27 protein-coding genes are annotated in these 22837 nt (G+C 64.5%); 11 read left to right on the top strand and 16 right to left on the bottom strand.

The annotated features are described in order from the left end of the window. Nucleotides 1-73: 73 nt before the first annotated feature. From IEY38_RS03975 to IEY38_RS03985, 3 genes are all read left to right on the top strand, one after another. The gene (locus tag IEY38_RS03975; protein WP_049909028.1) at nucleotides 74-445 is read left to right on the top strand and encodes an ArsR/SmtB family transcription factor; all 372 of its coding nucleotides are present in this window, start codon (nucleotides 74-76) and stop codon (nucleotides 443-445) included. Nucleotide 446: 1 nt separating this feature from the next. After that, nucleotides 447-758, top strand: coding sequence for a DUF7521 family protein (locus IEY38_RS03980; RefSeq protein ID WP_005536991.1), 312 nt, complete (start codon nucleotides 447-449; stop codon nucleotides 756-758). 69 nt (nucleotides 759-827) lie between these two features. Beyond that, nucleotides 828-1277 carry a molybdopterin-binding protein gene (locus IEY38_RS03985; protein WP_188975500.1) on the top strand — a complete coding sequence of 150 codons (450 nt, stop codon included), beginning with the start codon at nucleotides 828-830 and terminating at the stop codon, nucleotides 1275-1277. A gap of 14 nt (nucleotides 1278-1291) precedes the next feature. On the opposite strand, the gene IEY38_RS03990 is transcribed toward IEY38_RS03985, so the two are convergent. The 4 genes from IEY38_RS03990 to IEY38_RS04005 form a co-directional block, all read right to left on the bottom strand. Beyond that, a complete protein-coding gene (locus IEY38_RS03990; protein ID WP_050037213.1) occupies nucleotides 1292-1492 on the bottom strand; it encodes a hypothetical protein in 201 nt (66 codons plus the stop codon). Between the two features lie 64 nt (nucleotides 1493-1556). Then, the gene (locus IEY38_RS03995) at nucleotides 1557-2063 is read right to left on the bottom strand and encodes a hypothetical protein (protein WP_188975502.1); all 507 of its coding nucleotides are present in this window, start codon (nucleotides 2061-2063) and stop codon (nucleotides 1557-1559) included. 92 nt (nucleotides 2064-2155) lie between these two features. After that, nucleotides 2156-3424: an HAD family hydrolase gene (locus tag IEY38_RS04000; protein ID WP_188975504.1), complete on the bottom strand. Its 1269-nt coding sequence runs from the start codon at nucleotides 3422-3424 to the stop codon at nucleotides 2156-2158. Nucleotides 3425-3562: 138 nt separating this feature from the next. Then, on the bottom strand, nucleotides 3563-3706 hold the full coding sequence (locus IEY38_RS04005) for a hypothetical protein (protein ID WP_170096710.1): 144 nt from the start codon (nucleotides 3704-3706) through the stop codon (nucleotides 3563-3565). Between the two features lie 134 nt (nucleotides 3707-3840). Between IEY38_RS04005 and mutL the strand changes: the two genes are divergently transcribed. The 4 genes from mutL to ygfZ all read left to right on the top strand — a co-directional run bounded on the left by mutL (nucleotide 3841) and on the right by ygfZ (nucleotide 9414). Beyond that, on the top strand, nucleotides 3841-5979 hold the full coding sequence (gene mutL / locus IEY38_RS04010) for a DNA mismatch repair endonuclease MutL (RefSeq protein WP_188975506.1): 2139 nt from the start codon (nucleotides 3841-3843) through the stop codon (nucleotides 5977-5979). A 79-nt stretch (nucleotides 5980-6058) separates the two neighbouring features. Beyond that, complete coding sequence (locus tag IEY38_RS04015) at nucleotides 6059-7003, top strand: sugar kinase (RefSeq protein ID WP_188975508.1); 945 nt, start codon at nucleotides 6059-6061, stop codon at nucleotides 7001-7003. A 114-nt stretch (nucleotides 7004-7117) separates the two neighbouring features. Then, nucleotides 7118-8290: a carboxypeptidase regulatory-like domain-containing protein gene (locus IEY38_RS04020; protein WP_188975511.1), complete on the top strand. Its 1173-nt coding sequence runs from the start codon at nucleotides 7118-7120 to the stop codon at nucleotides 8288-8290. Between the two features lie 38 nt (nucleotides 8291-8328). After that, nucleotides 8329-9414, top strand: coding sequence for a CAF17-like 4Fe-4S cluster assembly/insertion protein YgfZ (gene ygfZ / locus IEY38_RS04025; protein WP_188975513.1), 1086 nt, complete (start codon nucleotides 8329-8331; stop codon nucleotides 9412-9414). 6 nt (nucleotides 9415-9420) lie between these two features. Here the strand turns inward: ygfZ and IEY38_RS04030 are convergent, their stop codons facing one another. The 5 genes from IEY38_RS04030 to IEY38_RS04050 all read right to left on the bottom strand — a co-directional run bounded on the left by IEY38_RS04030 (nucleotide 9421) and on the right by IEY38_RS04050 (nucleotide 12391). Further along, complete coding sequence (locus IEY38_RS04030; protein WP_188975515.1) at nucleotides 9421-10023, bottom strand: IMPACT family protein; 603 nt, start codon at nucleotides 10021-10023, stop codon at nucleotides 9421-9423. Between the two features lie 63 nt (nucleotides 10024-10086). After that, entirely contained in the window at nucleotides 10087-10422 is a 336-nt protein-coding gene (locus IEY38_RS04035; protein ID WP_188975518.1) for a 2Fe-2S iron-sulfur cluster-binding protein, read from the bottom strand. Continuing rightward, nucleotides 10422-10925: an ACT domain-containing protein gene (locus tag IEY38_RS04040; RefSeq protein ID WP_188975520.1), complete on the bottom strand. Its 504-nt coding sequence runs from the start codon at nucleotides 10923-10925 to the stop codon at nucleotides 10422-10424. Before IEY38_RS04040 ends, IEY38_RS04035 begins: the two co-directional genes overlap by 1 nt. 74 nt (nucleotides 10926-10999) lie before the next feature. After that, nucleotides 11000-11587, bottom strand: a complete 588-nt coding sequence (hisB, locus tag IEY38_RS04045) for an imidazoleglycerol-phosphate dehydratase HisB (RefSeq protein WP_188975522.1) — start codon at nucleotides 11585-11587, stop codon at nucleotides 11000-11002. 42 nt (nucleotides 11588-11629) lie between these two features. Beyond that, nucleotides 11630-12391, bottom strand: a complete 762-nt coding sequence (locus tag IEY38_RS04050) for an alpha/beta fold hydrolase (protein ID WP_188975524.1) — start codon at nucleotides 12389-12391, stop codon at nucleotides 11630-11632. An 82-nt stretch (nucleotides 12392-12473) separates the two neighbouring features. Between IEY38_RS04050 and IEY38_RS04055 the strand changes: the two genes are divergently transcribed. After that, a complete protein-coding gene (locus tag IEY38_RS04055; protein ID WP_188975526.1) occupies nucleotides 12474-14336 on the top strand; it encodes a cation:proton antiporter domain-containing protein in 1863 nt (620 codons plus the stop codon). Between the two features lie 18 nt (nucleotides 14337-14354). Here the strand turns inward: IEY38_RS04055 and IEY38_RS04060 are convergent, their stop codons facing one another. From IEY38_RS04060 to IEY38_RS04075, 4 genes are all read right to left on the bottom strand, one after another. Continuing rightward, nucleotides 14355-14546, bottom strand: a complete 192-nt coding sequence (locus IEY38_RS04060) for a DUF7511 domain-containing protein (RefSeq protein WP_005536973.1) — start codon at nucleotides 14544-14546, stop codon at nucleotides 14355-14357. A 350-nt stretch (nucleotides 14547-14896) separates the two neighbouring features. Further along, complete coding sequence (gene alaS, locus IEY38_RS04065) at nucleotides 14897-17680, bottom strand: alanine--tRNA ligase (RefSeq protein ID WP_188975528.1); 2784 nt, start codon at nucleotides 17678-17680, stop codon at nucleotides 14897-14899. A 64-nt stretch (nucleotides 17681-17744) separates the two neighbouring features. Beyond that, on the bottom strand, nucleotides 17745-18377 hold the full coding sequence (locus IEY38_RS04070; RefSeq protein ID WP_188975530.1) for an archaellin/type IV pilin N-terminal domain-containing protein: 633 nt from the start codon (nucleotides 18375-18377) through the stop codon (nucleotides 17745-17747). A gap of 92 nt (nucleotides 18378-18469) precedes the next feature. Further along, nucleotides 18470-19447, bottom strand: coding sequence for a replication factor C small subunit (locus tag IEY38_RS04075; protein ID WP_005536969.1), 978 nt, complete (start codon nucleotides 19445-19447; stop codon nucleotides 18470-18472). A gap of 79 nt (nucleotides 19448-19526) precedes the next feature. Between IEY38_RS04075 and samp2 the strand changes: the two genes are divergently transcribed. From samp2 to IEY38_RS04090, 3 genes are all read left to right on the top strand, one after another. Continuing rightward, nucleotides 19527-19727, top strand: a complete 201-nt coding sequence (samp2, locus tag IEY38_RS04080; protein ID WP_188975532.1) for a ubiquitin-like small modifier protein SAMP2 — start codon at nucleotides 19527-19529, stop codon at nucleotides 19725-19727. Nucleotides 19728-19756: 29 nt separating this feature from the next. Next, nucleotides 19757-20137, top strand: a complete 381-nt coding sequence (locus IEY38_RS04085) for a GNAT family N-acetyltransferase (protein WP_188975534.1) — start codon at nucleotides 19757-19759, stop codon at nucleotides 20135-20137. 84 nt (nucleotides 20138-20221) lie between these two features. Continuing rightward, on the top strand, nucleotides 20222-20797 hold the full coding sequence (locus tag IEY38_RS04090; RefSeq protein WP_188975536.1) for an RDD family protein: 576 nt from the start codon (nucleotides 20222-20224) through the stop codon (nucleotides 20795-20797). A gap of 2 nt (nucleotides 20798-20799) precedes the next feature. Here the strand turns inward: IEY38_RS04090 and IEY38_RS04095 are convergent, their stop codons facing one another. The 3 genes from IEY38_RS04095 to IEY38_RS21915 form a co-directional block, all read right to left on the bottom strand. Further along, complete coding sequence (locus IEY38_RS04095; protein ID WP_188975538.1) at nucleotides 20800-22197, bottom strand: phosphohexomutase domain-containing protein; 1398 nt, start codon at nucleotides 22195-22197, stop codon at nucleotides 20800-20802. Between the two features lie 91 nt (nucleotides 22198-22288). Then, complete coding sequence (locus IEY38_RS04100) at nucleotides 22289-22573, bottom strand: GIY-YIG nuclease family protein (RefSeq protein ID WP_188975540.1); 285 nt, start codon at nucleotides 22571-22573, stop codon at nucleotides 22289-22291. 27 nt (nucleotides 22574-22600) lie between these two features. Then, complete coding sequence (locus IEY38_RS21915) at nucleotides 22601-22750, bottom strand: DUF7563 family protein (protein WP_420182198.1); 150 nt, start codon at nucleotides 22748-22750, stop codon at nucleotides 22601-22603. Nucleotides 22751-22837 lie beyond the last annotated feature (87 nt).

The following is a 22837-nucleotide window of genomic DNA, read 5'->3' on the forward strand; positions in this document are numbered from 1 at the left end:
CTCTGACGTGGCTGACTTCTGACTCGGAAACTGACAGGACCTTTTATTCAGGGACGGGGCGTTGGTCCAGTACGTGAGTGAGGACCCGGCCGTGGGCGACATCCTCGACCTGCTCAGTGACGAGTACGCCCGGGACATCCTCGCAGCAACGAGTGTCAAACCCATGTCCGCGAAACAGCTCGCCGACCAGTGTGAGATGTCACAACCGACCGTGTACAGACGGGTCGAGTGGCTTCAGGAGTACGGCCTCATCGAGGAGCAGACCCAGATAGAGACGGGCGGCAACGACTACAGCGTGTTCGCTGCCACGCTCTCGGAGTTCTCGCTAGCGCTTGCTGACGGTGACTTCGAAACCGAAATCGAGCGGGCCGAACCGCCGGCGTTCCCGGGACAGGACGAACAGGACACTGCGGACCGATTCACAAAGATGTGGGAGAATCTCTGACATGGTCGCCATCGAGACGCTCATGAACTGGCTCATCACCGCCCTGGCGTTTGGCTCGACAGTACTGGGTGGGTACGTCGGCTACCAGGCCTACCGAGGGTATCGGCGACACAATAGCCGTGCGATGCAGTACCTCTCTGTCGGGCTGTTCTGCCTCACTGCGGTGGCCTTTGTCGTCGCGTTCACCGGCTCGGTCCTCCTTCGTCAGGACCTGCTCTCCAGTCAGTTCCAGCAACCGCTGACGCTCGTCACTCGCGCCTTCCAGTTCGTCGGCGTTCTCTTTATCGCGTACTCGCTCCACTCCCGGGAGTGAGAGTCGGATGTGGGTGGTGAATCACAGCCGTCCCGAACCGCTGAAGGTCCTCAGGCGGAAAGAATACGTATGACGCAGACACCGGAGGAGCGGCCGACGGTCCGCATCGACGGGGCTGACCCACTGCTGGTCCCCTGGGACGTAGCACCCGAGCGCCTCCCGTTCGATGTCATCTCCGGACCGGTCGCATTCGAGTGTGCCTCCGGCGACCGTATCGAACGGGAGTACACCGGTATCGCCGTGTTCGAGCTGTTAGAGGCGGCGTCGATGCCCGGCGATACGACCCACGTCCAGTTCGAATCGGCGAACGGCGACCTGGCGTGTATCCCACTCGCCGACCTCAACGGCGCGGTGCTCGCACTGGGTGACGGCCCTGGAACTGAGTCGGGGCGACCACGGTTCGTCTCGCCCCGCGTGCTCGGCCCGCGTACCGTGAAGAACGTCTGTCGGCTGCGGCCGCGCACGCTCGCTGCTGGCGCTGACCGCGAAGCCTACGAGCGGCTCCCGCTGGACGACTGACGCTGGACAGCGGACTATTCCAGCAAGCCGATGTCCTTTGCCAGACGGTCGGCGAGTTCTTCCAGTACGTCGGGGTCGACCTCAGCGACCGGCTCGCCGTCGTGAAGCTGCTCGTTGTGGCGCGCGACGGCGTCCTCGACGTCCTCGAAGGCGACCGATGTCCGCGTCCCGCACTCCTCGCACACGACCGGAATCTCGGGCTGGTCGGTTGTCATTGGCGGCAGTTTACCTCGCTCCCCGATAAACGGACCGGAGCGCCCGCCGGGCATGCGCCGGCAGTCACTCAAGCACGCTCTTCGGCCGCTTGAGGTAGAACGCCTGATCGGTCACTCGTTTGTACACCGCGTACAGCGTCTCGACGGCGGCCGGGTCGGGGTCGAACCGCAGATGCGGGGCCATGTGATACGCTTTACAGCTTGTCAGGAAGAAGTACAGCGTCCGGTGATGGGCCGGCGTCGCATCGACGACGCCCATCGACTGCCCACCGATGTCGTCCGAAAAGTCGTTGAGCAGACCGGCGATATCATCGTTCAGTTGCTCATCGGGCCGTGTGAGCGGCGCACCGAGCGTCTGCTGGAGGAACTCGCTCGTCGCCCGCAGGAAGGGGTTCGAATCCATACCCGTCGGGTCCACGGCACTAAAGGCGTCGTACAGGTCGAGCAGCGCCGTCAGTTCATCGTCGGTCAGCGCGATGGGTTTGACGGGGTCGCCCTGCGGGAGCGAGTAGTCCGGGAAGGAGTACGACTGCGGGTCCGGCACCTGCCCAAACACGTTATCGAGGCTCATGGTTGTAATTCGGCGAGGAGACGCCTAACTGTTGGGTGGGTAGCCCGTGGGACTCAATCGGTCGAGACCGTCAAAAAGCGGGGAGTCGTAGCTCACTCGCCCTGCTCGTCCAGTTGCTCGACGAGGCTGATGCCATAGACAGTCCGCAGGACCGTGCTGGCGTCCCCGGCCTCGTACACCAGATCGTCTCGCGAACTGACGTGGTCGAGCACATCGGGCGAGGAATGGGCGGGTGCGGCGGCGATACCGGCATCGTTGTCGTCGACCCAGCGCATCACCCGCAGGTCGCTCTTGCTGTCACCCATCACGAGCGCGAACGGGTCGTCGATGCCCAGTACGTCCAAGGCCTCTTCGACACCGGCAGACTTGTCCAGTTCGAGACTCACGAGTTCGGCCGCATCGCCCTCGTAGTAGCCCAGGTCAACGCGTTCGAGGATGTCGCGGAACGTCTCGGGCGCGTCGTCGATGTCGGCGTCGGTCGACAGATCACCCGCCGCCAGCACGTCGAGAATCTCAGGGTCGCGGCTGAAGTAGGCCCGCGCGTAGCCTGCAGGGTCCTCGACTTCGGCGTCGACCTGTGCGGCGATGGCGTCGCCGACCAACCCACAGAGGTACCGCAGCGACTCGTCGATGATTTCGACGGCGTTGTCGCTGCCGACCTCGGCGTTGGGTTTCAGCGTGACGTTGAATTCGTTGCCTTGGAGATGACAGCGCTTGCCGACGGCGTCGGGGGCCTCCGAGAGGACCCGGCGGCGGACGGTCTCGAACACGTCCACGACCGCATCGTCGAGGCGCTCGTAGAGGAGGCGCTTGGTGTCCTCGCCGTGTTTGGGCGTGAACACGCCGTTACCGGACTCGTAGACGATGCTCATCTGTCCGGAGGAAACGAGGTTGTTGCCCAGCCCCTGTATCATGAACCCCTTGACGTTCTCCAGGGTCTGGCCGGTACAGACGACGATGGGGACGCCCGCTTCGTGGAACTGCGTCAGGAGATACAGCGTATCGCGGGGGATTTCGTTGTCGGTGTCGCCGGCCGACCGGAGCGTCTCGTCGACGTCCAGCACGAGCACGTTCACCGACCGGTCGTACTTCGAGTAGAGATCGAGCGCGGTAAAGGCCTCGTCACGGGTCAGCCGGGCCGCGATTTCCGCGTAGGTCTCGCCGGTCCCGGGAAACTCGGCAGTGATATCCGATTTGAGGGCATCGAGGCGTTCACTGGCGGTTTCCCACTGTTCCAGCGCGACGGTCGAGCTGAGCGGGGGAAACAGGTCGACGAACTCCTGATAGCCGCGCAGCGTCGTCGTGTCCACGCTCTTGTAGAGCCGGTAGAGTTGGTCGTATTGTTCCATGTCGATATCCACAGGGTAGTGGCGACTGACGGCGAGCGTACTTTAGCTATCGGGTTTGCGATACTCACACACGACTAACTTGCGGGTCTGCGGTACTCACACAGGATAAAAAAGCCGGTTTGCCAACACCGCTGCCGAGGGGAAACCCTGCTACGCCTCGTCGCCGCCGTCGGTCAGCACCTCGGTTTCGGGCGCCTCCTCGTTGAGGAAGGATGGCAGTTCCTCCTCGTCCTCGTCAGTTGCCTCGTCGTCCGCCGTCGCTTCGGTCCAGGAACGTTCTGTGTGGTGGCACATTGGTCGTCACCATGCGAGGGTCAGGACTGTTCTGTGTTAACTATTTTCATGACCAGACTGATAGGCGCGGCGAGGGCAGACAGTATCAAGTCGCTTCGACCGCTAGCCGGTGGCAATCACATGCGGAGGCACGTATGACCGATATCCAGCGACTCGACGACCGGACCGTCGAACGCATCGCGGCCGGCGAGGTGGTCGAGCGGCCGGCCTCCGTCGTCAAGGAACTGGTCGAGAACGCCATCGACGCCGATGCGAACCGCGTCGAGGTTGTCGTAGAGGCCGGCGGAACTGACGGGATTCGGGTCACGGACGACGGTGTCGGGATGGACCGCGAGGCCGTCGAGACGGCGGTCGAGAAACACACGACCTCGAAGATCCGCGATATTGCGGATCTGGAAGGTGGCGTGGGAACGCTCGGGTTCCGCGGCGAGGCCCTGCACGCGATCGGAGCGGTCTCACGGCTAACGATCCGGACTAGACCTCGCGGCGGCGACGTCGGGACGGAACTCGTGCTCGAAGGCGGCGACGTCACGTCAGTCGGCCCCGCCGGCTGTCCGGAGGGGACGACGATAGCGGTTGAAGACCTCTTTTATAACGTCCCGGCCCGCCGGAAGTACCTCAAGCAGGAGTCGACGGAGTTCGCACACGTCAACACCGTCGTCGCCAGCTACGCGCTGGCGAACCCGGACGTGGCCGTCTCGCTGACCCACGGCGACCGCGAGACGTTCTCGACGACCGGCCAGGGCGACCTGCGCGAGACGGTGATGTCTGTCTACGGCCGGGAAGTGGCCGAGTCGATGATTTCGGTCGGTGCGGGGTCGGGAGCGAACGCGGATGGCGACGGGACGGACAGTTTCCCCGACGGGCCGCTCGACGGCGTCCACGGCCTCGTGTCACATCCCGAGACGAACCGCGCCGGCCGCGAGTACCTCTCGACGTACGTCAACGGTCGCTACGTCAGGGCCGGCACCGTTCGAGACGCCGTCATCGACGCCTACGGGACACAGATCGCGCCGGATCGCTACCCCTTCGCCGTCCTCTTTCTGGACGTGCCCGCGGGCGACGTGGACGTGAACGTCCATCCCCGGAAGTTGGAGGTCCGCTTTGCCGACGATGAAGGCGTTCGCGACCAGGTCCGAACCGCCGTCGAGGACGCGCTGTTACGGGAAGGGCTGCTGCGTTCGACAGCACCGCGTGGCCGATCAGCACCCGAACAAACGGAGATAACGCCGGACTCGGGCGTAGCAGACGACAGTGAGCGGTCGGGCCCGAAGGGCCGGGACACCACAGATAAAGCAGCAACCTCGGACACCACCACAACGGAGAACAGTGCTGATACAACAGCACAGCAGTCGGCCACTGAGCCCACAGACCGACCGGACACTACCCAGACAGAGACAGCAGGTCGCCAGTCCGCCGACACAGCCCAATCCGTTCAATCAGCCGACACGAAACAGACCCCTGCAGCCGACCCAACAGACGACACGTCGGGCGAATCTAAGATGGAGGGGACCGGGGGTAACGTTTCGGGTGGAGATAGCGATGATCAGGGAAGCGAGATATCCACAACGGCCCGAACGGAGACAGAGAGCGGGGAACGGAAGTTCACCGGCGGTCAGGAGCAGGCACGTCTCGGCGACGAACCGGACGCGACCCACGAATCGCTGCCCTCGATGCGGATTCTCGGACAGTTAGCCGACACCTACGTCGTCGCGGAGACGGACGACGGCCTCGTGTTAGTCGACCAGCACGCAGCTGACGAGCGGGTCAACTACGAACGGCTCAAGGCCAAGTTCGAAGGCGAAACGACGACACAGGCACTTGCTACCCCGGTCGAACTGGAACTGACCGCCCGCGAAGCCGACGTGTTTGACCGGCGCAGCGACGCGCTAGCGAGTCTGGGGTTCCACACGGCGCGGACGGGTGAGCGAAGCGTCGAGGTCCGAACTCTCCCGGGCGTTATCGCCGATGCGGCCGGTCCGGACATCGTCAGGGATGTACTGGGTGCGTTTGTCGCCGGCGACGACGAAGCTGCGGCGACGGTCGAAGCGGCGGCCGACGAACTGCTCGGCGACCTGGCGTGTTACCCCTCCGTGACCGGAAACACGTCGCTCACTGAGGGGTCCGTCAGGGAGTTACTCGCCGCACTGGACGAATGTGAGAACCCCTACGCGTGCCCCCACGGGCGACCGACGGTCATTCACATCGACCGGCAGGAACTCGAAGACCGGTTCGAGCGTGATTACCCCGGACACGGCGGTCGGCGACGATAGCGAGGAAGTCCGGTCCGCCCCCGGCACAGCAGTCGATACAGCCGATTAAACTAAACCTCCATCTCCCGATGCACGCGGTATGTCACTCGTTACGTTCGGCGAGACCGCTCTCAGATTTGCACCCCCAGACGGACAGCGGTTCGAAACGGCCCGCGAGGCAACGATTCGCGTCGACGGGACCGCGAGCGGTGTCGCGGCGACGGCCGGCCGACTCGGGGCTGACGCACGGTGGCTATCGAAGGTTCCGGACACACCACTGGGGCGGCGCGTCGTCGCGGAGCTCCACGAGTTCGGGCTGGAGACGGACGTTGTCTGGGCAGACCCGGGCGCCGGACGGCAGGGGCTCACGTTCCACGAGGACGCGGACCCACCCCGTGCCGAGCGGCTGCTACAGGACCGCAGCAACACCGCGATGGCGACGCTGACCCCCGGCGAGCTGCCGATGGGCGAGATACAGAACGCGGACGTGGTGTTCACCTCGGGCGCAACCCTCTCACTGTCTGACACAGCCGCCGATACGACGGGCGCGTTGCTCAGAGCGGCCGCAGGGATGCGGGCATTCGATCTCGATTTCCATCCCGGGCTGTGGGACGCCGAGGATGCCCAGGACGCGCTTGCAGACCTGCTGCCGGCCGTCGATACCCTCTTTGCCGCCGAAGAGCAGGTATCCGCGGTGTTTGATACGACAGGGAGTCCGCGCGAAGTCGTGCACACGCTCGCAACGGAGTACGATCTCACCCGCGTGATTCTCACCCGGAGCGAGTACGGTGCGGTGGCCTACCACGACGGCGTCATTCACGAGCAGGATGCCATCGAGACGTCGGCAGTGGACGAATCGGGACAACACGAGGCCTTCATCGGCGCGACGCTCCAGCAACTGGCCGCCGGTGCCGACACGGACGAAGCGCTGCTCCACGGTGTTGCGGCGGCAGCGCTCTCTCGAACACTGTCCGGACCGTTGACGCCGCTCGAACCGTCCGAAGTCGAGCGGCTCGTCGATTCACAGCAGTCTAGGCGACCGTAGGGAGTCCCTACCGGCAGTACTGATTTACGTCCACTCTTTTATTAATCAGGTATGCTCGGCCACCGTGCCATGTTAACAACTGTGGTGCTGACACTACTGGTAGGGGCCGGAGTAGTGGCGGGAACAGCTGGTGCACAGTCGCAGGTGACGCTCTCCGTCACCGTCGTCGATCAAGACGGTGACCCGCTCAGCGGGATCGATATCTCGGCGACGTGGGACGACGGCGCAGGCGGGCCGTCCAATGAGACGACGCGGGCAAACGGGCAGGCACTTATCGATGTTCCCGAGGGAGCGGACGTCATGCTCCAGATAGATGACGACGAGTACGTCCGAAACGTCCCCTACGTCGTCGAAGATGCCGAGGCGGAGTCCATCGAGGTAGTGGTCTCGGAGTCAGCGACGGCCACAGTCAACGCGGTGACGGCGGACGGCCAGCCGGCCGAGAACGCTCGAATCCGGCTGTATCGGGACGGGAACTACGTAGTCGACAGGAACGCAGGCAGTGACGGGACCGTCACGACACAGCCTGTCGAGAAAGGCGAGTACAGCGTCATCGTCACCAAGCCGGGGTTCTACCGAAACCTGACCGCCGTGTCTGTCACTGGCGAGGCGGCGACGACGGTCCGGATCAGCGAGGGGTCGGTCCTGCTGCAGGCCGAGGTCGTCGACGACCACTTCAACGACTCCAGACCGATCCGGGACGCGAGCGTCCGGGTCCAATCAGGCAGCGGATTCGACGGCACCGTACCGACGCTCTCCGACGGGACAGCGTCGGTCAGCGTGCCGGTCAACGACCGCTACGACGTCACAGTGACCAAGGAAGGATACGAAACGGTCGAGAGACGCGTCAGCGTGGCTGAAGACGAAACGTCGATCGACGTGGACATCCGGCGCACCCCGGAGATTACGCTCACGCCGGACAACAGACAGGTCGTCGTCAATGCGACCGTCCGGCTCACGGTCACCGACGAGTACGACGAGCCGGTGGCGAACGCGACAGTGACCCGGAACGGGACCGAGGTCGGACAGACAGACCCGGACGGCGAGATAACGGCACCGGTCCCCACAGCCGGCAACGTCACGTTCACCGCGACAGCCGGAGACCTCACCACGACGACGAACATTACCGCGTTCAGACCGGGTGAGGAATCGACGACAGGAGGGGCGGCCCCGACGCCGGAACAGACGGCGACAGAAACGACGGATGGCAGCGGTCCGGGCTTCACCGTCGCTCTGACGATGGCCGCACTGCTCGCAGTAGCTGTCCTCGCACGCCGACGGCGCTAACGGGACGTTTTTCCCCGCGAGGGCCGCACACCTGTACAATGACTGTTCTCGAGTCCGTTCACGAGGCCCATGGAGCGACGTTCAGAGAGGTCGGTGGTCGGCGGGTCGTCGACAACTACGGGCGACCGGAGCGGACCCACCGCGCGGTTCGGAACGTCGTCGGCGCGATGGAGTACGGCTACGGCGTGATCGTCGTCACCGGCGAGGACCGCGTCGACTATGTCGACAATGCCGTCTCGAACCGCGTCCCGGACGAGGACGGTGCGGGCTGTTACGCGCTCTTGCTCGACCCCGACGGCCGCGTCGACACGGACATGTACGTGTACAACGCCGGCGAGCGCCTGCTCGTGTTCACACCGCCCCAGAAAGCCGAGGAACTGGCCGGAGAGTGGGCGGACAAGACCTTCATTCAGGACGTCGAGTTCGAGGTGGCGACCGACGACTTCGCCGTCTTCGGCGTCCACGGACCGAAAGCGACAGAGAAAATCGCCAGCGTCCTCCACCAGACCGGCACCCCGCCGGCACCGCTGACCTTCGAGCGGGGCGAACTCGGCGACGCAGGCGTCTCCGTCATCCGGACGGACGACCTCACTGGCGAGGAGAGCTACGACGTGGTCTGTAGCGCTGACGACGCCGAACCGGTCTTCGATACGCTGGTCAACCGCGGGCTCAACGCCGTCCCCTTCGGCTACCAGACCTGGGAGACGCTGACGCTTGAAGCCGGGACGCCGCTGTTCGATACCGAGATCGAGGGGGCGCTCCCGAACGATCTGGGCCTTCGAAACGCCTTGGACTTCGAGAAAGGGTGTTACGTCGGTCAGGAGGTCGTCTCCCGCATCGAGAACCGCGGCCACCCCACGCAGCGATTGGTCGGCCTCGCCGTCGAGGCGTGCCCTGACCCCGGTGCCGCGGTGTTCGCCGGCGACGAGCACGTCGGCGACGTGACCCGCGCCACGCAGAGTCCGATGCGAGAAGCCCCGATTGCACTGGCGAATCTCAGCTGGGAACGGCCCGAAGCAGCGTTGAAAATCCGCATCGACGGCGAGCCGGTCAGCGCCCAGCAGGTCGACCTGCCCTTTATCGACGGCTCGGCGGAGTCGGCGCGGCTGCCGACCTACGAGTAGCGGGGGTCAGGCTAGTTCGATAGCCGCCCGCCCGCTGGTTGCGCTCCTTATGCGGTCCCGCAGTTCGCTGCCCTCCGTAGTGGGGACTCGAACCTCGAAGACGACTTCAGCCTCGTAGTCAGCCTCGAATTCCACACCCGCGGATTCGAGCAGGCTCCGAACGCTGCCCGAATCGTCGTAGGCGACGGTCACGGTGAACTGCTCGTGGGGAACTTCCTCGACGACACCAGCGTCGTCGACGCCTTCCTTCACCGCTCGGGAGTAGGCACTGGCTAAGCCGCCGACGCCGAGGTTTGTCCCGCCGTAATAGCGCGTGACGACGGCGACGACATTCTCGATCTCGCGCTGCTGGAGGACGTTCAGCGCAGGGTCGCCAGCGCTGCCGCTTGGTTCGCCATCGTCACTGGAATACTCCCGGAAAGGGTCGGACCGGACGCGGTAGGCGGGGACGTTGTGAGTCGCGTCGGCGTACTCCTCGGTGATGGCGTCGACGAACGCCTCGGCGTCTTCGACAGTCGTCACCGGGGCGATGTGGCCGATGAACTCCGAACCCCGAACCTCGAAGCGCGCCTCGCCGCGGCCCGGAACGGTCCGATAGCTGTCCGTCACGGACCGGGGTACGCCCGGCGGCGGAATAGCGTTTGTCGTTCGCTCCCTGCGTACGGCATCGAGTTACTCCATGCCGTCGCCGGCCTGTCGTGACCCCCAGACTCGCTTGTCGAGCAGTTTGACCCGCATCCCATCGCGGACCCGGAGCTGACAGGAGAACCGGGGGTAGCCAAATCGGTCGGCGAGGTCGTCGTGCCAGTGGTTGGGGTCGGGCGGTTCGGCGAGTCGGACGCCGCAGGTGGCACAGATGCCGCGGCCGCCGCAGTTGACCCGCTCGGCGTAGCGGCCGTGCGGCGAGAGGCCGGCATCGAGCAGCACGTCACGGAGGACGGCCCCACGTTCGGCAGTGAGTTCGTGGGTCTCGCCGGTGGGCGTCTCGACGGTGAGCATTGCCGGCATTATGCCAGTTCAATAGTCCGAACGAACGCCAGCCGACGGATGTCATTGATCAGGTCGCCGGGGAGTTCCTCGTCGGTGATGACGTACAGTTTCGGTTCGTCAGTGAACTCGGGGTCTTCACTCAGGACCTGCCGAATAGAGATACCGTGGTCGGCGATAGCCGACGTGACCGTCGAGACGATGCCGGACTCGTCGGCGGCGCGGACGGTGACGGTCACCGCGTGCAGATCGAGCACCGGTGCGAGGTCGAGCAGGCTCGGCACGGAGGAGATGTTGCGGAAGATGCGCCGCAGGTCGTCGTCGTCGAGAATCGCGTCCGTCGTCGCGTTGACAACCCGGCGGTCGACATCGGCCTCGCGAGCGATACCCGTGTTCGGGATTTCGATGCCGCCTGAGACGACGCGGCCGTCCTCGTTGACGGAGAACCCTCGTTCCAGCAGCAACCGGATGACATCCTGCTGGCCGGGAGAGTCCTCAAATTTCTGCATAATCTCGTCGAACATACGGAGTGGTAGACGTGAGGCCACTAATCGGTGCCGGCAGCAGTTGAAACAGGAGGGAGTCGCGTTGCAGTCGACTACAGTTCGCCTTTCGTACTCGCCACGTCGGACCGGCGCTCGTCGATTCTGGTCGCGTCGTCAAGCGCCCGGGCAAGCCCCTTGAACAGCGCCTCGATCTCGTGGTGGGCGTTCTCGCCGTCGACGCCGCAGTGCAGCGTCAGCCCGGCGTTCATCGACAGCGAGCGACAGAAATGCTGGGCCATGTGGCTGGTCATCCCGCCGACAGAGTCCTGCGAGAACTCGCCGTCGAACGCGAAGTACGGCCGGCCGGAGATGTCGACGACGACGCTCGCAACGGCCTCGTCAAGCGGGACCTTGCGGTCGGCGAACCGGCGGATGCCGCGCTTGTCGTCCAGCGCCTCGGTGAACGCCTCGCCCAGCGTGATGGCGACATCCTCTACGGTGTGGTGGTCGTCGATGTCCAGATCGCCGTCACACTGCACGGTCAGGTCGAACAGCCCGTGGGTCGAGAACGAGTCGAGCATGTGGTCGAAGAAGCCGATGCCGGTGTCGATGGTGCTGTCGCCGTCACCGTCGACGTCGAGCGTGACCTCGATGTCCGTTTCGGCCGTCGTCCGCATGACGGCTGCCGTCCGGTCAGTCATACTTCACACGTATCAGGCCGCGTATTTGTGGATTGCGTCCGCTCACTCGGTCTGTTCGTCAAGCAGCGCCACCAATCGGTCGGTCACCGCCGGTGCGTGCTCGACGAAACAGCAGTGGCGACCCTCGACAGCCTCCGCGGTCCCACGGGGGAGGTCGGCCGAAAGCGACTGTGCGGCCTCCGGAGGTACGACGGGATCGTCCAGCCCGTAGTACACCTCGGCGGGCTGGGTGATCTCGTACAGCGGCGACGCGTCGAAGGTTGTCATCGCGTTGGCCTGTGCATCACGGGCCGCTCCAGTCGCGTCCTCATCGGCGCGCCAGCCTGCGATCTGCTCCATGAGGTCCGGGTCGTGTTCGCGGAACGCCGGCGAGAACGCGCCGTCGAGCGACGACGGAGCATCGAGCGCGAGCGCGTCGAGTGCGTCCCGGTCAATCGCATCGCCAGATCCGGCCGTGCAGTACAGTGTCAGCGAGCGGGCGCGGCTGTACTGATGTGCGTATTCGAGCGCGATCATCCCGCCGAGGCCGGCCCCGACGAGGTGGGCGCTTCCGACGCCGTGGTCGGCCAACACGGCTTCGAGGTCGGCCGCCAGCGTTCCCACATCGTACGGTCCCGCGGGCGCGTCCGACCGGCCGGTCCCGCGGAGGTCCCACACCACCGTCTCGTAGGGGCCGGCGACAGCGTCGTAGTGCCAGCCCCAGAGCCATGCGCCGTACCCCACGTCGTTGATGAACACGACGGTCGGGCCGTCGCCGTCGGCTTCGTAGTAGAGAGACACGTCGCGGTTACGTGCGGTCGGCATTGGCTGTCGATTCCTTCGCCGATGGTGTGTCTCTTTCGGTGAATAGGTCTTTAGCGCTGGCTGTCGAAGGATCGTCAGTCCTGTGTCCGGAGCAGAATCACTTATCGGCGCCGTCGTGTTGGTCGTGAGTCTGGGGGTCGCCGCACAACTGGTCGCCGACTGGCTCCAGATCCCGAGCGTCGCGTTCCTGCTGGTCGCCGGCGTCCTCGTCGGCCCGCAGGCGCTCGACCTTGTCGACCCCGCGATATTCGGGCAGGCCGGGTTGCAGGCTATCGTCGGCCTCAGCGTCGGCATTATCGTCTTCGAAGGGGCGTTCCACCTCACTGTCGATCGAGTCCGTGAAGCGTCCAGAGAGGCGCTTGGACTGGTGACAATCGGGGCGTTCGTCTCGCTTGTCGGAACCGCTGTCGCCGTCAAAGTCGTGTTCGGGACGACGTGGCCGGTCGCCGTCCTCGTCGGGAGCCTGCTTATCGCCACCGGGCCGACGGTCATCACGCCGATCATGCAGGTGGTTCCAGTACGGGACCGGGTCGCCGCGGCGCTGGAGACGGAGGGGATCATCAACGACGTGACCGCCGCCATCCTCGCGGTGGCGACGTTCGAGTTCGTCATCGCGAGCCAGTCCTCGCCGGTCGTCGTCATCGAAGCGTTCGTCGCCCGATTGGCCGTTGGCCACGTCGTCGGCATCGCTGTCGGCGGCGGCACCGCACTACTGCTCAAGCGGTGGCACCTGTCGGCGGACAATGCCCTTCAGAACGCCCGGGTCGTGGTCCTGACCGCGGCACTGCTGGCGTACGCGCTCGGGAGTATGTGGCTCTCTGAGGCCGGTATCGCAGCCGCCGCCGTTGCCGGTATCGTACTGGGGAACGCCGAGATCCCCCACAAAGAGGAGGTTGCTGGGTTCAAGGGCGGTATTACGCTGTTTGTGCTCTCGTTCGTGTTCATCGTGCTGGCGGCACAGCTCTCACTCGGCGACCTGCGTGCGCTCGGGGTCGGCGGGCTCGTCGTCGTCATCGTTGTCGCTGCGCTCGTCCGCCCGCTTGGCGTGTTCCTCTCGACGCTGGGTGGCCGACTGACAGTTCGAGAGCGGATGTTCGTCGGCGGGATGGGGCCGCGCGGTATCGTCCCGGCCAGCGTCGCCACGCTGTTTGCCATCGAACTGCGTCCCGAGAACCCCGAAGCCGCGACGGTTCTCGTCGGGACCGTCTTTCTCGTCATCTTCGCGACCGTCATGTTTCAAGGCGGGCTGGCCCGTCACTTCGCGCAAGCGCTTGATATCCTTCCTATGCAAACACTCATCGTCGGTGGCGGTCGTGTCGGCCGGGAACTGGCAGTCCGGTACGAGTCACGCGGCGAGGAGGTCGTCCTCATCGACAGCGACGAGGACACCGTCGAGCGGACCCGGGCCGACGGCCACCGCGTCGTTCACGGGGACGCGACGAACGCGACCGTCCTCGAAGAAGCAGGGGCGAATCGGGCATCCGTCGTCGTCGCTGCGACCGCAGACGACGACGTGAACTTGCTCGTGGCACAGCTGGCGACGACCCGGTTCGACGTCGATACCGTGGTCGCCAGAGCGAACCAGCCGGACAACGTCGAGGCCTTCGAGGATCTCGACGTCGAGACCATCTCCGCCGGCTTCGCCGTCGCCGACGCAATCGATGACGCGGTCGAGCGACCAGCGCTGGCCCACTGGCTGTCGGACTCCGGCCGAACAGGGGACGTACTGGAAGTCGAACTCAGCAACGACTCGCTGGTCGACCGGACCATAGAGGAGACCGCCGACAAGCTCCCGGACGGCTGTCTGGTCGCAATGGTGAGCCGCAACGGCACAGACAGAGTCCCCGACAGCGATTTCCGCCTCGCGAACGGCGATCACCTGACACTCGTCTGCGAGACCAACGAGGCAATGCAGGACGCCAGAAGACTGTGTCAGGGCGGATAGCCGGGCGACGCGTGCCGCTCAGCGCAGTTCCTCAAGCGAGACGGTCGCCGAACGGTCCGCGGTAACCCACTCTGTCACGGACTGCTGACAGTCCGAAGGGAAGATAGTCAGTTCCGATGGGTTCTCGGGGTCGTCGTACAGGCAGTCCAGTTCGAACTCCGGCGTCTCGTCCAGATCGGTGTCCGACAGGGGTGACGTGGTAGCACTCATGAGTCAGGTAGCGTGGGTAACACTGCAGTTTTCACACAGTTCGTCGGTAGCACGGCCGCTAGCAGCTGGAATACTGCTCCCACACCGCCGACACGTCCGTTGTGACCGTACGTATTCGGTGTGGGACTGAATGTGTGCGATGTCACGTTCTCCGCTCATATCTGCTATAGATGGGCAGTTACTAAAAACACTTTTGGAAACCCATCCAGATATACCTAATACAACTAAATGTAATTGTATCCATTAGGTGCATTCGAATCGTTCGGGCAGAACGTCGATCCGTAATCGGACAACTGTGCGAAGCAACGGCGCGGAAAACAAGACCAGCGGCGAGAGAAAACAGGGACGGTTCAGGCGTTTGCGACAGTTCGGAGGATCTCCGGCGCGTCGTCCAATGCGTCGTCCAGCGCGTCCGCGTCGGGGCCGCCGCCCTGTGCGAAGTCCGGCGGGCCGCCACCGCCGCCGCCGACGCGACGGGCCAGTTCGCCGACGACTTCACCGGCGTCGACGTCGACACCGTCGGGCACAGAGACGACGAACTGCGCGCCGTCCAGCCCTGAGCCAAGCACCGCGATGTTGCCTTGCTCGACGATCGCGTTCGCCTGTGCGCGGAGTTCGTCCATGTCGGCGTCGATACGCCCGACGACGGCGGTCGCCTCACCGACCTCGACTTCCTCGTTATCACCGCCGCCGCTGGCACGAGCCTCGGCGAGTTGCTCTTTGAGCTGTTCGATCTCCTTGCCGCGGGCCTTCCACTCGTCGAAGAATCGCTCGGCAGTCTCCGGGACGGCATCGGGCGCGACATCGAGGATATCCGCGGCCTCGGTGAGCGCGTCCTCGGTGCGCTGGGTGGCCTCGATGGCGGCGTTGCCCGCCGCGAACGTCAGCCGGATGACGCCGTCCTGAATCCGCTCGGTGTTCAGGAGCTTGATAGCCCCGATGTCACCGGTTCGGGCGACGTGGGTACCACCGCAGGCCTGCACGTCATCGCCAACGGTGATGAGCCGGATCTGCTCACCGGCCGGAATCCCGCCCTGATAGAGGTCGAAACCGTACCGTTCCTCAGCCTCGTTGCGGTCGGGCCACTCTTGAGAGACGGTGATGTTGTCCTGAATGATGTCGTTTGCGAGGCGTTCAATCTCCTTGACTTCCTCGCGACTCACCGACTCGTAGTGGCGGATGTCGATGCGGGCAGAGTCGGTGCCCTTCTGGGCACCGGCCTGTCTGACGTGCTCGCCGAGCACCTGCCGGGCGCTGTGGATGACGATGTGGGTCGCCGTGTGGTGTTGCATCAGGCGTTGGCGACGGGTCGCGTCGACCTGCCCGCGGACGAACTCGCCCTTGCCGGGGTCGTCGTCGCAGGTGTGGACGATAACGTCACCGTACTGCTGGACGTCGGTCACCTCGGCGGAGACGTCGTCGGTCGACAGCGTCCCCTCGTCCGGCGGCTGGCCACCACCTTCGGGGTAGAACATCGTCTGGTCGAGCACCACGTCGTAGGTGTCCTCATCGCGGTCGAAGACCTCGAGAACGACGGCCTCGAACTCGGTCCGCTGCTGGTCCTCGTAGTAGAGCCGGTCGGTCTCGGGCAGTTCGTCGAGCCGGTCCTCGTAGGGCGTCTGTGACTCCTCGGTGGCGGTGTCGTCGCCGCCGTGGCGCTGGGCGACGACCGCGTAGAAGTCGTCGGGTACGTCGACCGCGACGCCTTTCTCGGCGGCGATCTCCTCGACCATGTCCGGCTGGATGCCGTGGGAGTCGTACAGCTCGACCAGTTCTGCGGTCGGGATCGGCTCGCCCTTCTCGGCGTACTCGTCGGCCAGCTGACGGACGCGCCGGCCACCCCGGTCCAGCGTCTCGCGGTACTTCTCGACCTCGGTGCGGACGATGTCGCGGATGGTGTCGCGGTTCTCGTAGTCGAGGCGCTCGGCCTGCATATCGACGAGTTCGTCGAGCGGCGCGTCGACGCCGACACCGTCGACCAGCCGCTTCGTTCGGCGCAGCACCATCCGGGCCAGATAGCCCGTCCCGACGTTCGACGGGACGATACCATCGCCGAGCATGTACGCGAGCGTCCGGCAGTGATCAGCGATGGCGTAGATGTCCTCCAGTGGTGCCATCAGGTCCCGCATCTCCTCGACCTCGACGCCGACCTCGGCGGCGATGGTGTCGCGTTCGGCCTCGATGTCTTCGGCCTCGTCGATGTCCATCCGGCCGGCCAGTTTCGCGGCCTCGTGGACGATTCGTTCCTCCTCGTCGGTGAGCTCGATGCCGGCGTTGTCCTTGAGGAAGGCGATCATGTCGGGGTAGACAGCCTCGTACACCGTCGGCGTCCCCTGGCTCATCCAGGTCCAGCGTTCCAGCCCGTAGCCGGTGTCGACGATGTAGGTGTCCATCGGCGAGTACCGGTTGCCGTCTTTCATTTCGTACTCGCCGTCGGGGTCCTGCTCCATCGACATGAACACGAGCGTCGCGAGTTCGGCTCCCCGGTAGATGACCTCGATGGCCGGGCCGGCGTTGCCGCCGCCCACCCACGGGTCCTCGATGTAGACGATCTCGTCCAAGTTCGCCCCCATCTCCTCGAACAGTTCGTCACAGTACTGGACCGTCTCGTTCTTCCAGTACACCTCGCCCTCGTAGGCGTACTGCTCGGGGTCTTCGATGTCCTCACGCGCGTTGAACGCGTGGTGGGCCATCATCTCGAAGGCCATCGTGTGCCGACCAGTCTTCCCGACGTTATCGATGTCCTGCATCCGGATGCAGGGCTGGCTAATACACAGCGGGTTCGCCGGCGGCGGCGTCGTCCCCGAGGTGACCAACGGTTGGAAGTCATAAATCGACGCCTGGGTCAACAGCACGTCGTCGCGCCAGCGGTTCGCTGCGACCGGATACGGATCGATGCGGTCGTGGTCGCGCTCCTCGAAAAAGGAGAGGAACGCCTCACGCATCTCCGTCAGCGAGTGGGACTCGTCGAAGCCGGGGTTGTCGATGAAGTCGTACTCCGCACACGGCGGTTCGCCGCAGGTCTCGCGCTCAACGCGGGACCAGAACATGTCGCCACAGGAGACACACTCCTGTCTGTGGAAGCCTTCCTCTTCGAAGTAGTCGAGTTGGTAGGCCTCGTCGAGGTCGCTCATTGGTGTTCAGTTGGCCCACGTTCGCCTAAAACTGTTCCGAAGGGGCCGGCGGTATCCCCGACGGTCAGAGCATGACTGAGGATTCCCCAGAGATGGTCTTCGGCACAACGACTTCTTCGGTAGTCATCGCGCCCGCTGGCGAGGAGATTCGTAGCGTGGCAGTTTCGCCTTCTGGCAGGGGTTTGCCGAACGTGGTGGCACCAGTGACCTCCCGACTCTCACCGAGGTCAAGAGAGATGGTGAGTCGGTCTTCAACGCTGTTTAACACCGGCTGAGAGTCATCTTTGTCTTGGACGGTCGAGACAACGAACCGGCCATCGGGGTTACCGTCGGCGCCGCCAACCGCGAGCTGATAGTACGATCCGCTCGGGCCGATCCATTGGACAGTCGTCTTACCCAAGTCCACGTTTCCGGCACCCGGTGCTCGCTTGACCGTGACATTCACTACGCCGACCTCGCTGTTGCCCGTGAAATGGTCACCGGTCATGCTGACGACCTGAATTCGGTTCGTCGTCGAATCGCTGGACTGCTGGCCCGTCGCCTGCGCGGAACTCTGCAGGAACCCCGCAGTGTTGATGAGCACGCCCGCTGCGATTGCCGCGACCAGCACCATCGCGATAAACACGATGAGTGTCCCGATCCCGACCTGTCCGCGGTCCTCGCCCGTCCCCTCCGTAGATGGTCGTAAACGTTGCATTTCAGTTGTTGATATTCTTAGAACGCTTTCATCATAAACCTCACCTGCCAGTTATCAGGCGTGAAAAATTGAGGCGGCGTGGTATGAGAGCCTTACTCGTCCTGTGCGAGCGAGGCCAGCATCGCTTCCAGTTGGACGCGCTCGTTCGCGCCGCGGGTGATCCGATAATCGGTTTCGCCGATGCGTTCGAGTACCCGGACGGCCGCATCGTCGCCGATATCGAATTCCCAGATTGAGCGGTGCAGTTGGTCGATGATGTCACCGCCAGCGATGCCTTCCTCAGTCAGCAGTCTATCGAGGGTCGCCCGCGAGGCGGTGAAGTCGCCGTCCAGCGCCGACTGAACCATCGTCCGAATCTCTTCCGGGCGGGCCGTCGAAGTGATCGCATACACCGCTGACTCGTCGACCGTGTCGCCGCTGACCGATGCGGCTTGCAGGCCGTTGATGGCTTTCCGCATGTCCCCGTCGGCGGCGTAAACGAGTGCGTCGAGTCCGTCTTCGGTCAGTTCGATGTCCTCTTCGGCGGCGATGTTTCTGATTTCCTCGGCAACGGCGTCGTCTGCCAGCGGTGAGAACCGGAAGACCGCACAGCGGGACTGAATCGGATCGATGATCTGGCTGGAGTAGTTACACGAGAGAATAAAGCGGACGTTGTTCGAGAACTGCTCCATTGTCCGGCGCAGCGCTGACTGGGCGTCGCTTGTCAGGGCATCGGCCTCGTCGAGGAAGATGATACGGTACTCGACGCCGCCGAAGCTCGTCCGGGCGAAGTTCTTGATGCGGTCCCGGACCACGTCGATACCGCGTTCGTCGGAGGCGTTCAGTTCGAGGAAGTGTTCGCGCCAGTCGTCGCCGTACAGTTCGCGGGCGATAGCCGTCGCACACGTCGTCTTCCCCGTCCCCGCCGGCCCGGAAAACAGCATGTGACTTAGGTCGTTGCGCGAGACGTAGCTCTTGAGCCGCCCGACGATGTTCTCGTGGCCCATCACGTCGTCGAGCGTCTGCGGGCGGTACTTCTCGATCCAGACCTCCTCGCGTCCCGCCCGCGACTCGGACTCGGCCTCACTCATGGACGATGGGAGGCGTGGGCCGGTCTTAAACCCCGCGAGAGTCGACAGTCTCAGGTGCGTCGGCGGAGTACGGCCGGGCATGCACGTCACCGTCGAGATTGCTGGCGAAGACACCCACGGACTGGAGGTGGAGGCGGACGCGACCTACGGCGACCTGCTCGCACCGGTCGACCTGAGTCCCCACGAGGTGTCAGTCCTCGTCGACGGCGAGCACGTGCCGACAGACCAGCCCGTCGAGCACGACCACGTTCGGGTCGTCAGGCTCATCAAAGGCGGCTGAACCGCCGAGCAGCCCCCTCTAACACAGCCATGCACGTCCGTACAGCGAAGGCCAACGAAGTACCTGCCGTAATGAACGTCCTCGACGGGGCGGTCCTCTCGATAGCCGTAGAAATCGTGCGAGCGGGTGCTGAAGACGGTAGCACGCTCGTCGCAATGTCCGGTGACAACGAGACGGGTGGGCGCGTTCTCGGTGCACTCGTACTCGACGGGACCCACATCGAGGCCGTCGCTGTCCGTCGGCGTCGCCGCGGCCAGGGCATCGGGACAGCGCTCGTCGAGGCGGCACTCGACCGTCGGGACCAACTCACCGCGGAGTTTGACGCGGACGTGCGGCCGTTCTACGAGGGGCTTGGATTCGACACCAAGCCACTGGACGACCCAGGCCGCTATCGTGGCGAGCGTGAGTAGGAATGGCAACTCCGCAGAGAGACCGGAACTGTTCTCATAGCGTCGTAACATTTTTTAGATGGTTTCGAGAACGATTTTAAGACAATGGCAGCAACTGTCGCTGAAGACGCAGTCGAAGCGAGGGGCGACCGGGTCGTCGCATACCTCATCGATTTCGCCATCCTGAGCGCCGTTGCGTTCGGCCTGTGGCTTGTCACGTTCGTTCTCAACACGGTTCTCTCGGTCGGCGCGATGGCCGCCACCTCGCCCGGGGATCCGGGTGCAATGGGCGGTGGATCAATGCTGGCTGCGGGGCTCCTGGGGATCGTCATCAATTTCGTCCTGTGGCTCGCCATCGGTGCGATGCTCGTCTACTACTTCGGCTACTACGCCGAGACCAACGAGACGGTCGGGAAACGGTCACAGAACGTCGCAGTCGTCGACGAGAACGGCACGCCGCCGTCCCAACGGGACCGCCTGCTCCGAACGGCAGTGCTGCTCGCCCCGTTCCCGATCATGCTCCTGCTCGGTGGTATTCTCGGCGGGTTCGGGTTCATTTTCGCGCTCGTTCTCATGGCCGGTTGGCTCCTCGTCGAAGCGGCCGTCATGTTCGTGAGCGACGACGCACAGCGCCTCGGTGACCGCGTGGCTGGCACGTACGTCGTCAGCGCAACCAAGTGAGGTCAGACCAGCGGTTCGACCAGATCCCGACCCGCTTCCAGTAGTTCCTCGACGCGTTCCGCACTCGACGCTTCGGCGTAGACGCGGAGCTTCGGCTCCGTGCCCGAGGGGCGGACCAGCACCCACGTCCCGTCTTCGAGTCGGATTTTGAACCCGTCGACCGTGTTGATACCGTCGACGGCGACCCCCGCCAGCGCGTCTGGCAGTGCGGTTTCGAGATCGTCGAGGACCGGCTCCTTTCGGTCGTCCGGACAGTCGACGCTGATCCGGTCCTGATGGATTTCGCCGTGTTCGTCCAGCAGTCGGTCGACACGAGCGTCAAGCGGTTCCTCGCGCTCGGCAGCGGCGGCGACCAGCGCCACCAGCACGCCGTCCTTGTTCCGCAGGTGGTCCGGCAGGCCGAACCCGCCCGATTCCTCGCCACCGAACAGCGCGTCGTGCTCGGCCATCGCCTCGGCGACCCACTTGAAGCCGACGGCGACCTCGTGGACATCCCGGCCGTGAGCCTCGGCGACCCGGTCGACGATGCTAGAGGTCGAGACTGTCCGAACGACATCGCCCGCCTCGTCCTCCAGCAGGAAGTCGTACATCGCGGCAAAGAACAGATTGGGGTCCAGATAGCCGCGGTCGGGCGTGACGACGCCGATACGGTCGGCGTCACCGTCGTTGATAATCCCGAGTGCGGCATCGCCCTCGCTGACTTCGCCGACGAGCCCCTCAGCGTTCTCCGCCGACGGCTCGGGCGACCCGCCCCCGAACTCGGGGTCCTGTACGCAGTTGAGGCGGGTCACCTCGGCTCCGGCTGCTTCGAGCAGGGCGTCGGTGACGCCGCGGCCGCTGCCGTACAGCGCGTCGTAGGCGACCGGCAGGCCATCGAGGTCGGTGTCGACGAAATCCAGCGCGTGGTCGTGGAACGGGCTGATGAGGTCGTCCTCCATCCGGTCGCCCCACTCGTCTTCGGGCAGCGGGTCGAGGACGGCGAGGTTCTCCTCGAAGGCGGCCGTCCAGTCGGGCAGCGCCGGCGACCCGTCGCCAGGGATGAACTTCACACCGTTGTACTCCGGCGGATTATGGCTGGCTGTGATCTGGAGCGCGCCAGCCAGCCCGCGGTCTTTTACTGTCCAGGCGAGGATCGGTGTTGGCGTGTCCCGGTCCGGCAAGAGTACGTCGAACCCGTTCACGCGCAGGACGTGTGCGAGTTCGTCGGCGAACCCGGGCGATGTCTCGCGGGCGTCGTACCCGATAGCGACGGTCCCGGTCGCCCCGCGCTCGGCGAGCGTCGTGGCGACGGCCTGGCCGACCATCCGGACCCGCGGCTTCGTGAACACGTCCAGCGTTGCCCGCCAGCCGTCCGTCCCGAAGGCGATTGCACTTGCGTCGACATCCGCGTCGTTGTCCATATCTCGCGGTTCTCGGCCCCCAGACAAAAAGTCACGCCTCATCGGCAAGCTGTCATGTTGCCGGCATCAACGGCGAGCGGCAAGCAGCAGTTCAGATATCGAACTCCGCTTCGGCGTCGCTAGATTCGACGAGCCGTTCCTTCTCCGCTCTGGAGTACTGCTTGATCTCGTACTCACGGCTCATCGCGTCGGACTGTGAATCGAATGACTCGACGTGGATGAGTTCGACCGGGGTTCGGCCGCGCGTGTACTTCGCGCCGTCGCCGGCGTCGTGCTCGCGGACGCGGCGTTCCACATCGGTCGTGTAGCCAGTGTAAAACGTGTTGTCGCTACAACGGAGGACGTACACGTGGTAAGGGCTCCGCGCGGTAGTCATCGCACGATGCTGGTGGCCCAGTGGGCCTCACACTTGTTGGGCGCGCTCTCTCGATACCTCGGCAATGCCAGCGTTTGCCGAGCAGTTGGGACACGCCCGGATGTGTCCACGTTCATCCGCGAACACTCGGGCGAACTGGTCTGAGACGTGCGCGCCGCAATGATCACATTCAGGCATCGTGTTCGTCGGCGACACCACCGCCGACGTATACGCGTACGCGCGTTGTTCCCATAGCTCTTTACCCAAATACTTGGGTATGGCTGC

Origin of the sequence: Haloarcula sebkhae (assembly GCF_014647415.1) — an archaeon.
GTDB lineage: Archaea > Halobacteriota > Halobacteria > Halobacteriales > Haloarculaceae > Haloarcula > Haloarcula sebkhae.

Bases quoted from the DNA above. Each gene is read 5' to 3' on its own strand.
- IEY38_RS03980 (WP_005536991.1), top strand. From the start codon at position 447: ATGGTCGCCATCGAGACGCTCATGAACTGGCTCATCACCGCCCTGGCG.
- IEY38_RS03985 (WP_188975500.1), top strand. From the start codon at position 828: ATGACGCAGACACCGGAGGAGCGGCCGACGGTCCGCATCGACGGGGCT.
- IEY38_RS03990 (WP_050037213.1), bottom strand. From the start codon at position 1,492: ATGACAACCGACCAGCCCGAGATTCCGGTCGTGTGCGAGGAGTGCGGG.
- IEY38_RS03995 (WP_188975502.1), bottom strand. From the start codon at position 2,063: ATGAGCCTCGATAACGTGTTTGGGCAGGTGCCGGACCCGCAGTCGTAC.
- IEY38_RS04005 (WP_170096710.1), bottom strand. From the start codon at position 3,706: ATGTGCCACCACACAGAACGTTCCTGGACCGAAGCGACGGCGGACGAC.
- mutL (WP_188975506.1), top strand. From the start codon at position 3,841: ATGACCGATATCCAGCGACTCGACGACCGGACCGTCGAACGCATCGCG.
- IEY38_RS04015 (WP_188975508.1), top strand. From the start codon at position 6,059: ATGTCACTCGTTACGTTCGGCGAGACCGCTCTCAGATTTGCACCCCCA.
- ygfZ (WP_188975513.1), top strand. From the start codon at position 8,329: ATGACTGTTCTCGAGTCCGTTCACGAGGCCCATGGAGCGACGTTCAGA.
- IEY38_RS04035 (WP_188975518.1), bottom strand. From the start codon at position 10,422: ATGCCGGCAATGCTCACCGTCGAGACGCCCACCGGCGAGACCCACGAA.
- IEY38_RS04040 (WP_188975520.1), bottom strand. From the start codon at position 10,925: ATGTTCGACGAGATTATGCAGAAATTTGAGGACTCTCCCGGCCAGCAG.
- hisB (WP_188975522.1), bottom strand. From the start codon at position 11,587: ATGACTGACCGGACGGCAGCCGTCATGCGGACGACGGCCGAAACGGAC.
- IEY38_RS04050 (WP_188975524.1), bottom strand. From the start codon at position 12,391: ATGCCGACCGCACGTAACCGCGACGTGTCTCTCTACTACGAAGCCGAC.
- IEY38_RS04060 (WP_005536973.1), bottom strand. From the start codon at position 14,546: ATGAGTGCTACCACGTCACCCCTGTCGGACACCGATCTGGACGAGACG.
- alaS (WP_188975528.1), bottom strand. From the start codon at position 17,680: ATGAGCGACCTCGACGAGGCCTACCAACTCGACTACTTCGAAGAGGAA.
- IEY38_RS04070 (WP_188975530.1), bottom strand. From the start codon at position 18,377: ATGCAACGTTTACGACCATCTACGGAGGGGACGGGCGAGGACCGCGGA.
- IEY38_RS04075 (WP_005536969.1), bottom strand. From the start codon at position 19,447: ATGAGTGAGGCCGAGTCCGAGTCGCGGGCGGGACGCGAGGAGGTCTGG.
- samp2 (WP_188975532.1), top strand. From the start codon at position 19,527: ATGCACGTCACCGTCGAGATTGCTGGCGAAGACACCCACGGACTGGAG.
- IEY38_RS04085 (WP_188975534.1), top strand. From the start codon at position 19,757: ATGCACGTCCGTACAGCGAAGGCCAACGAAGTACCTGCCGTAATGAAC.
- IEY38_RS04090 (WP_188975536.1), top strand. From the start codon at position 20,222: ATGGCAGCAACTGTCGCTGAAGACGCAGTCGAAGCGAGGGGCGACCGG.
- IEY38_RS04095 (WP_188975538.1), bottom strand. From the start codon at position 22,197: ATGGACAACGACGCGGATGTCGACGCAAGTGCAATCGCCTTCGGGACG.
- IEY38_RS04100 (WP_188975540.1), bottom strand. From the start codon at position 22,573: ATGACTACCGCGCGGAGCCCTTACCACGTGTACGTCCTCCGTTGTAGC.
- IEY38_RS21915 (WP_420182198.1), bottom strand. From the start codon at position 22,750: ATGCCTGAATGTGATCATTGCGGCGCGCACGTCTCAGACCAGTTCGCC.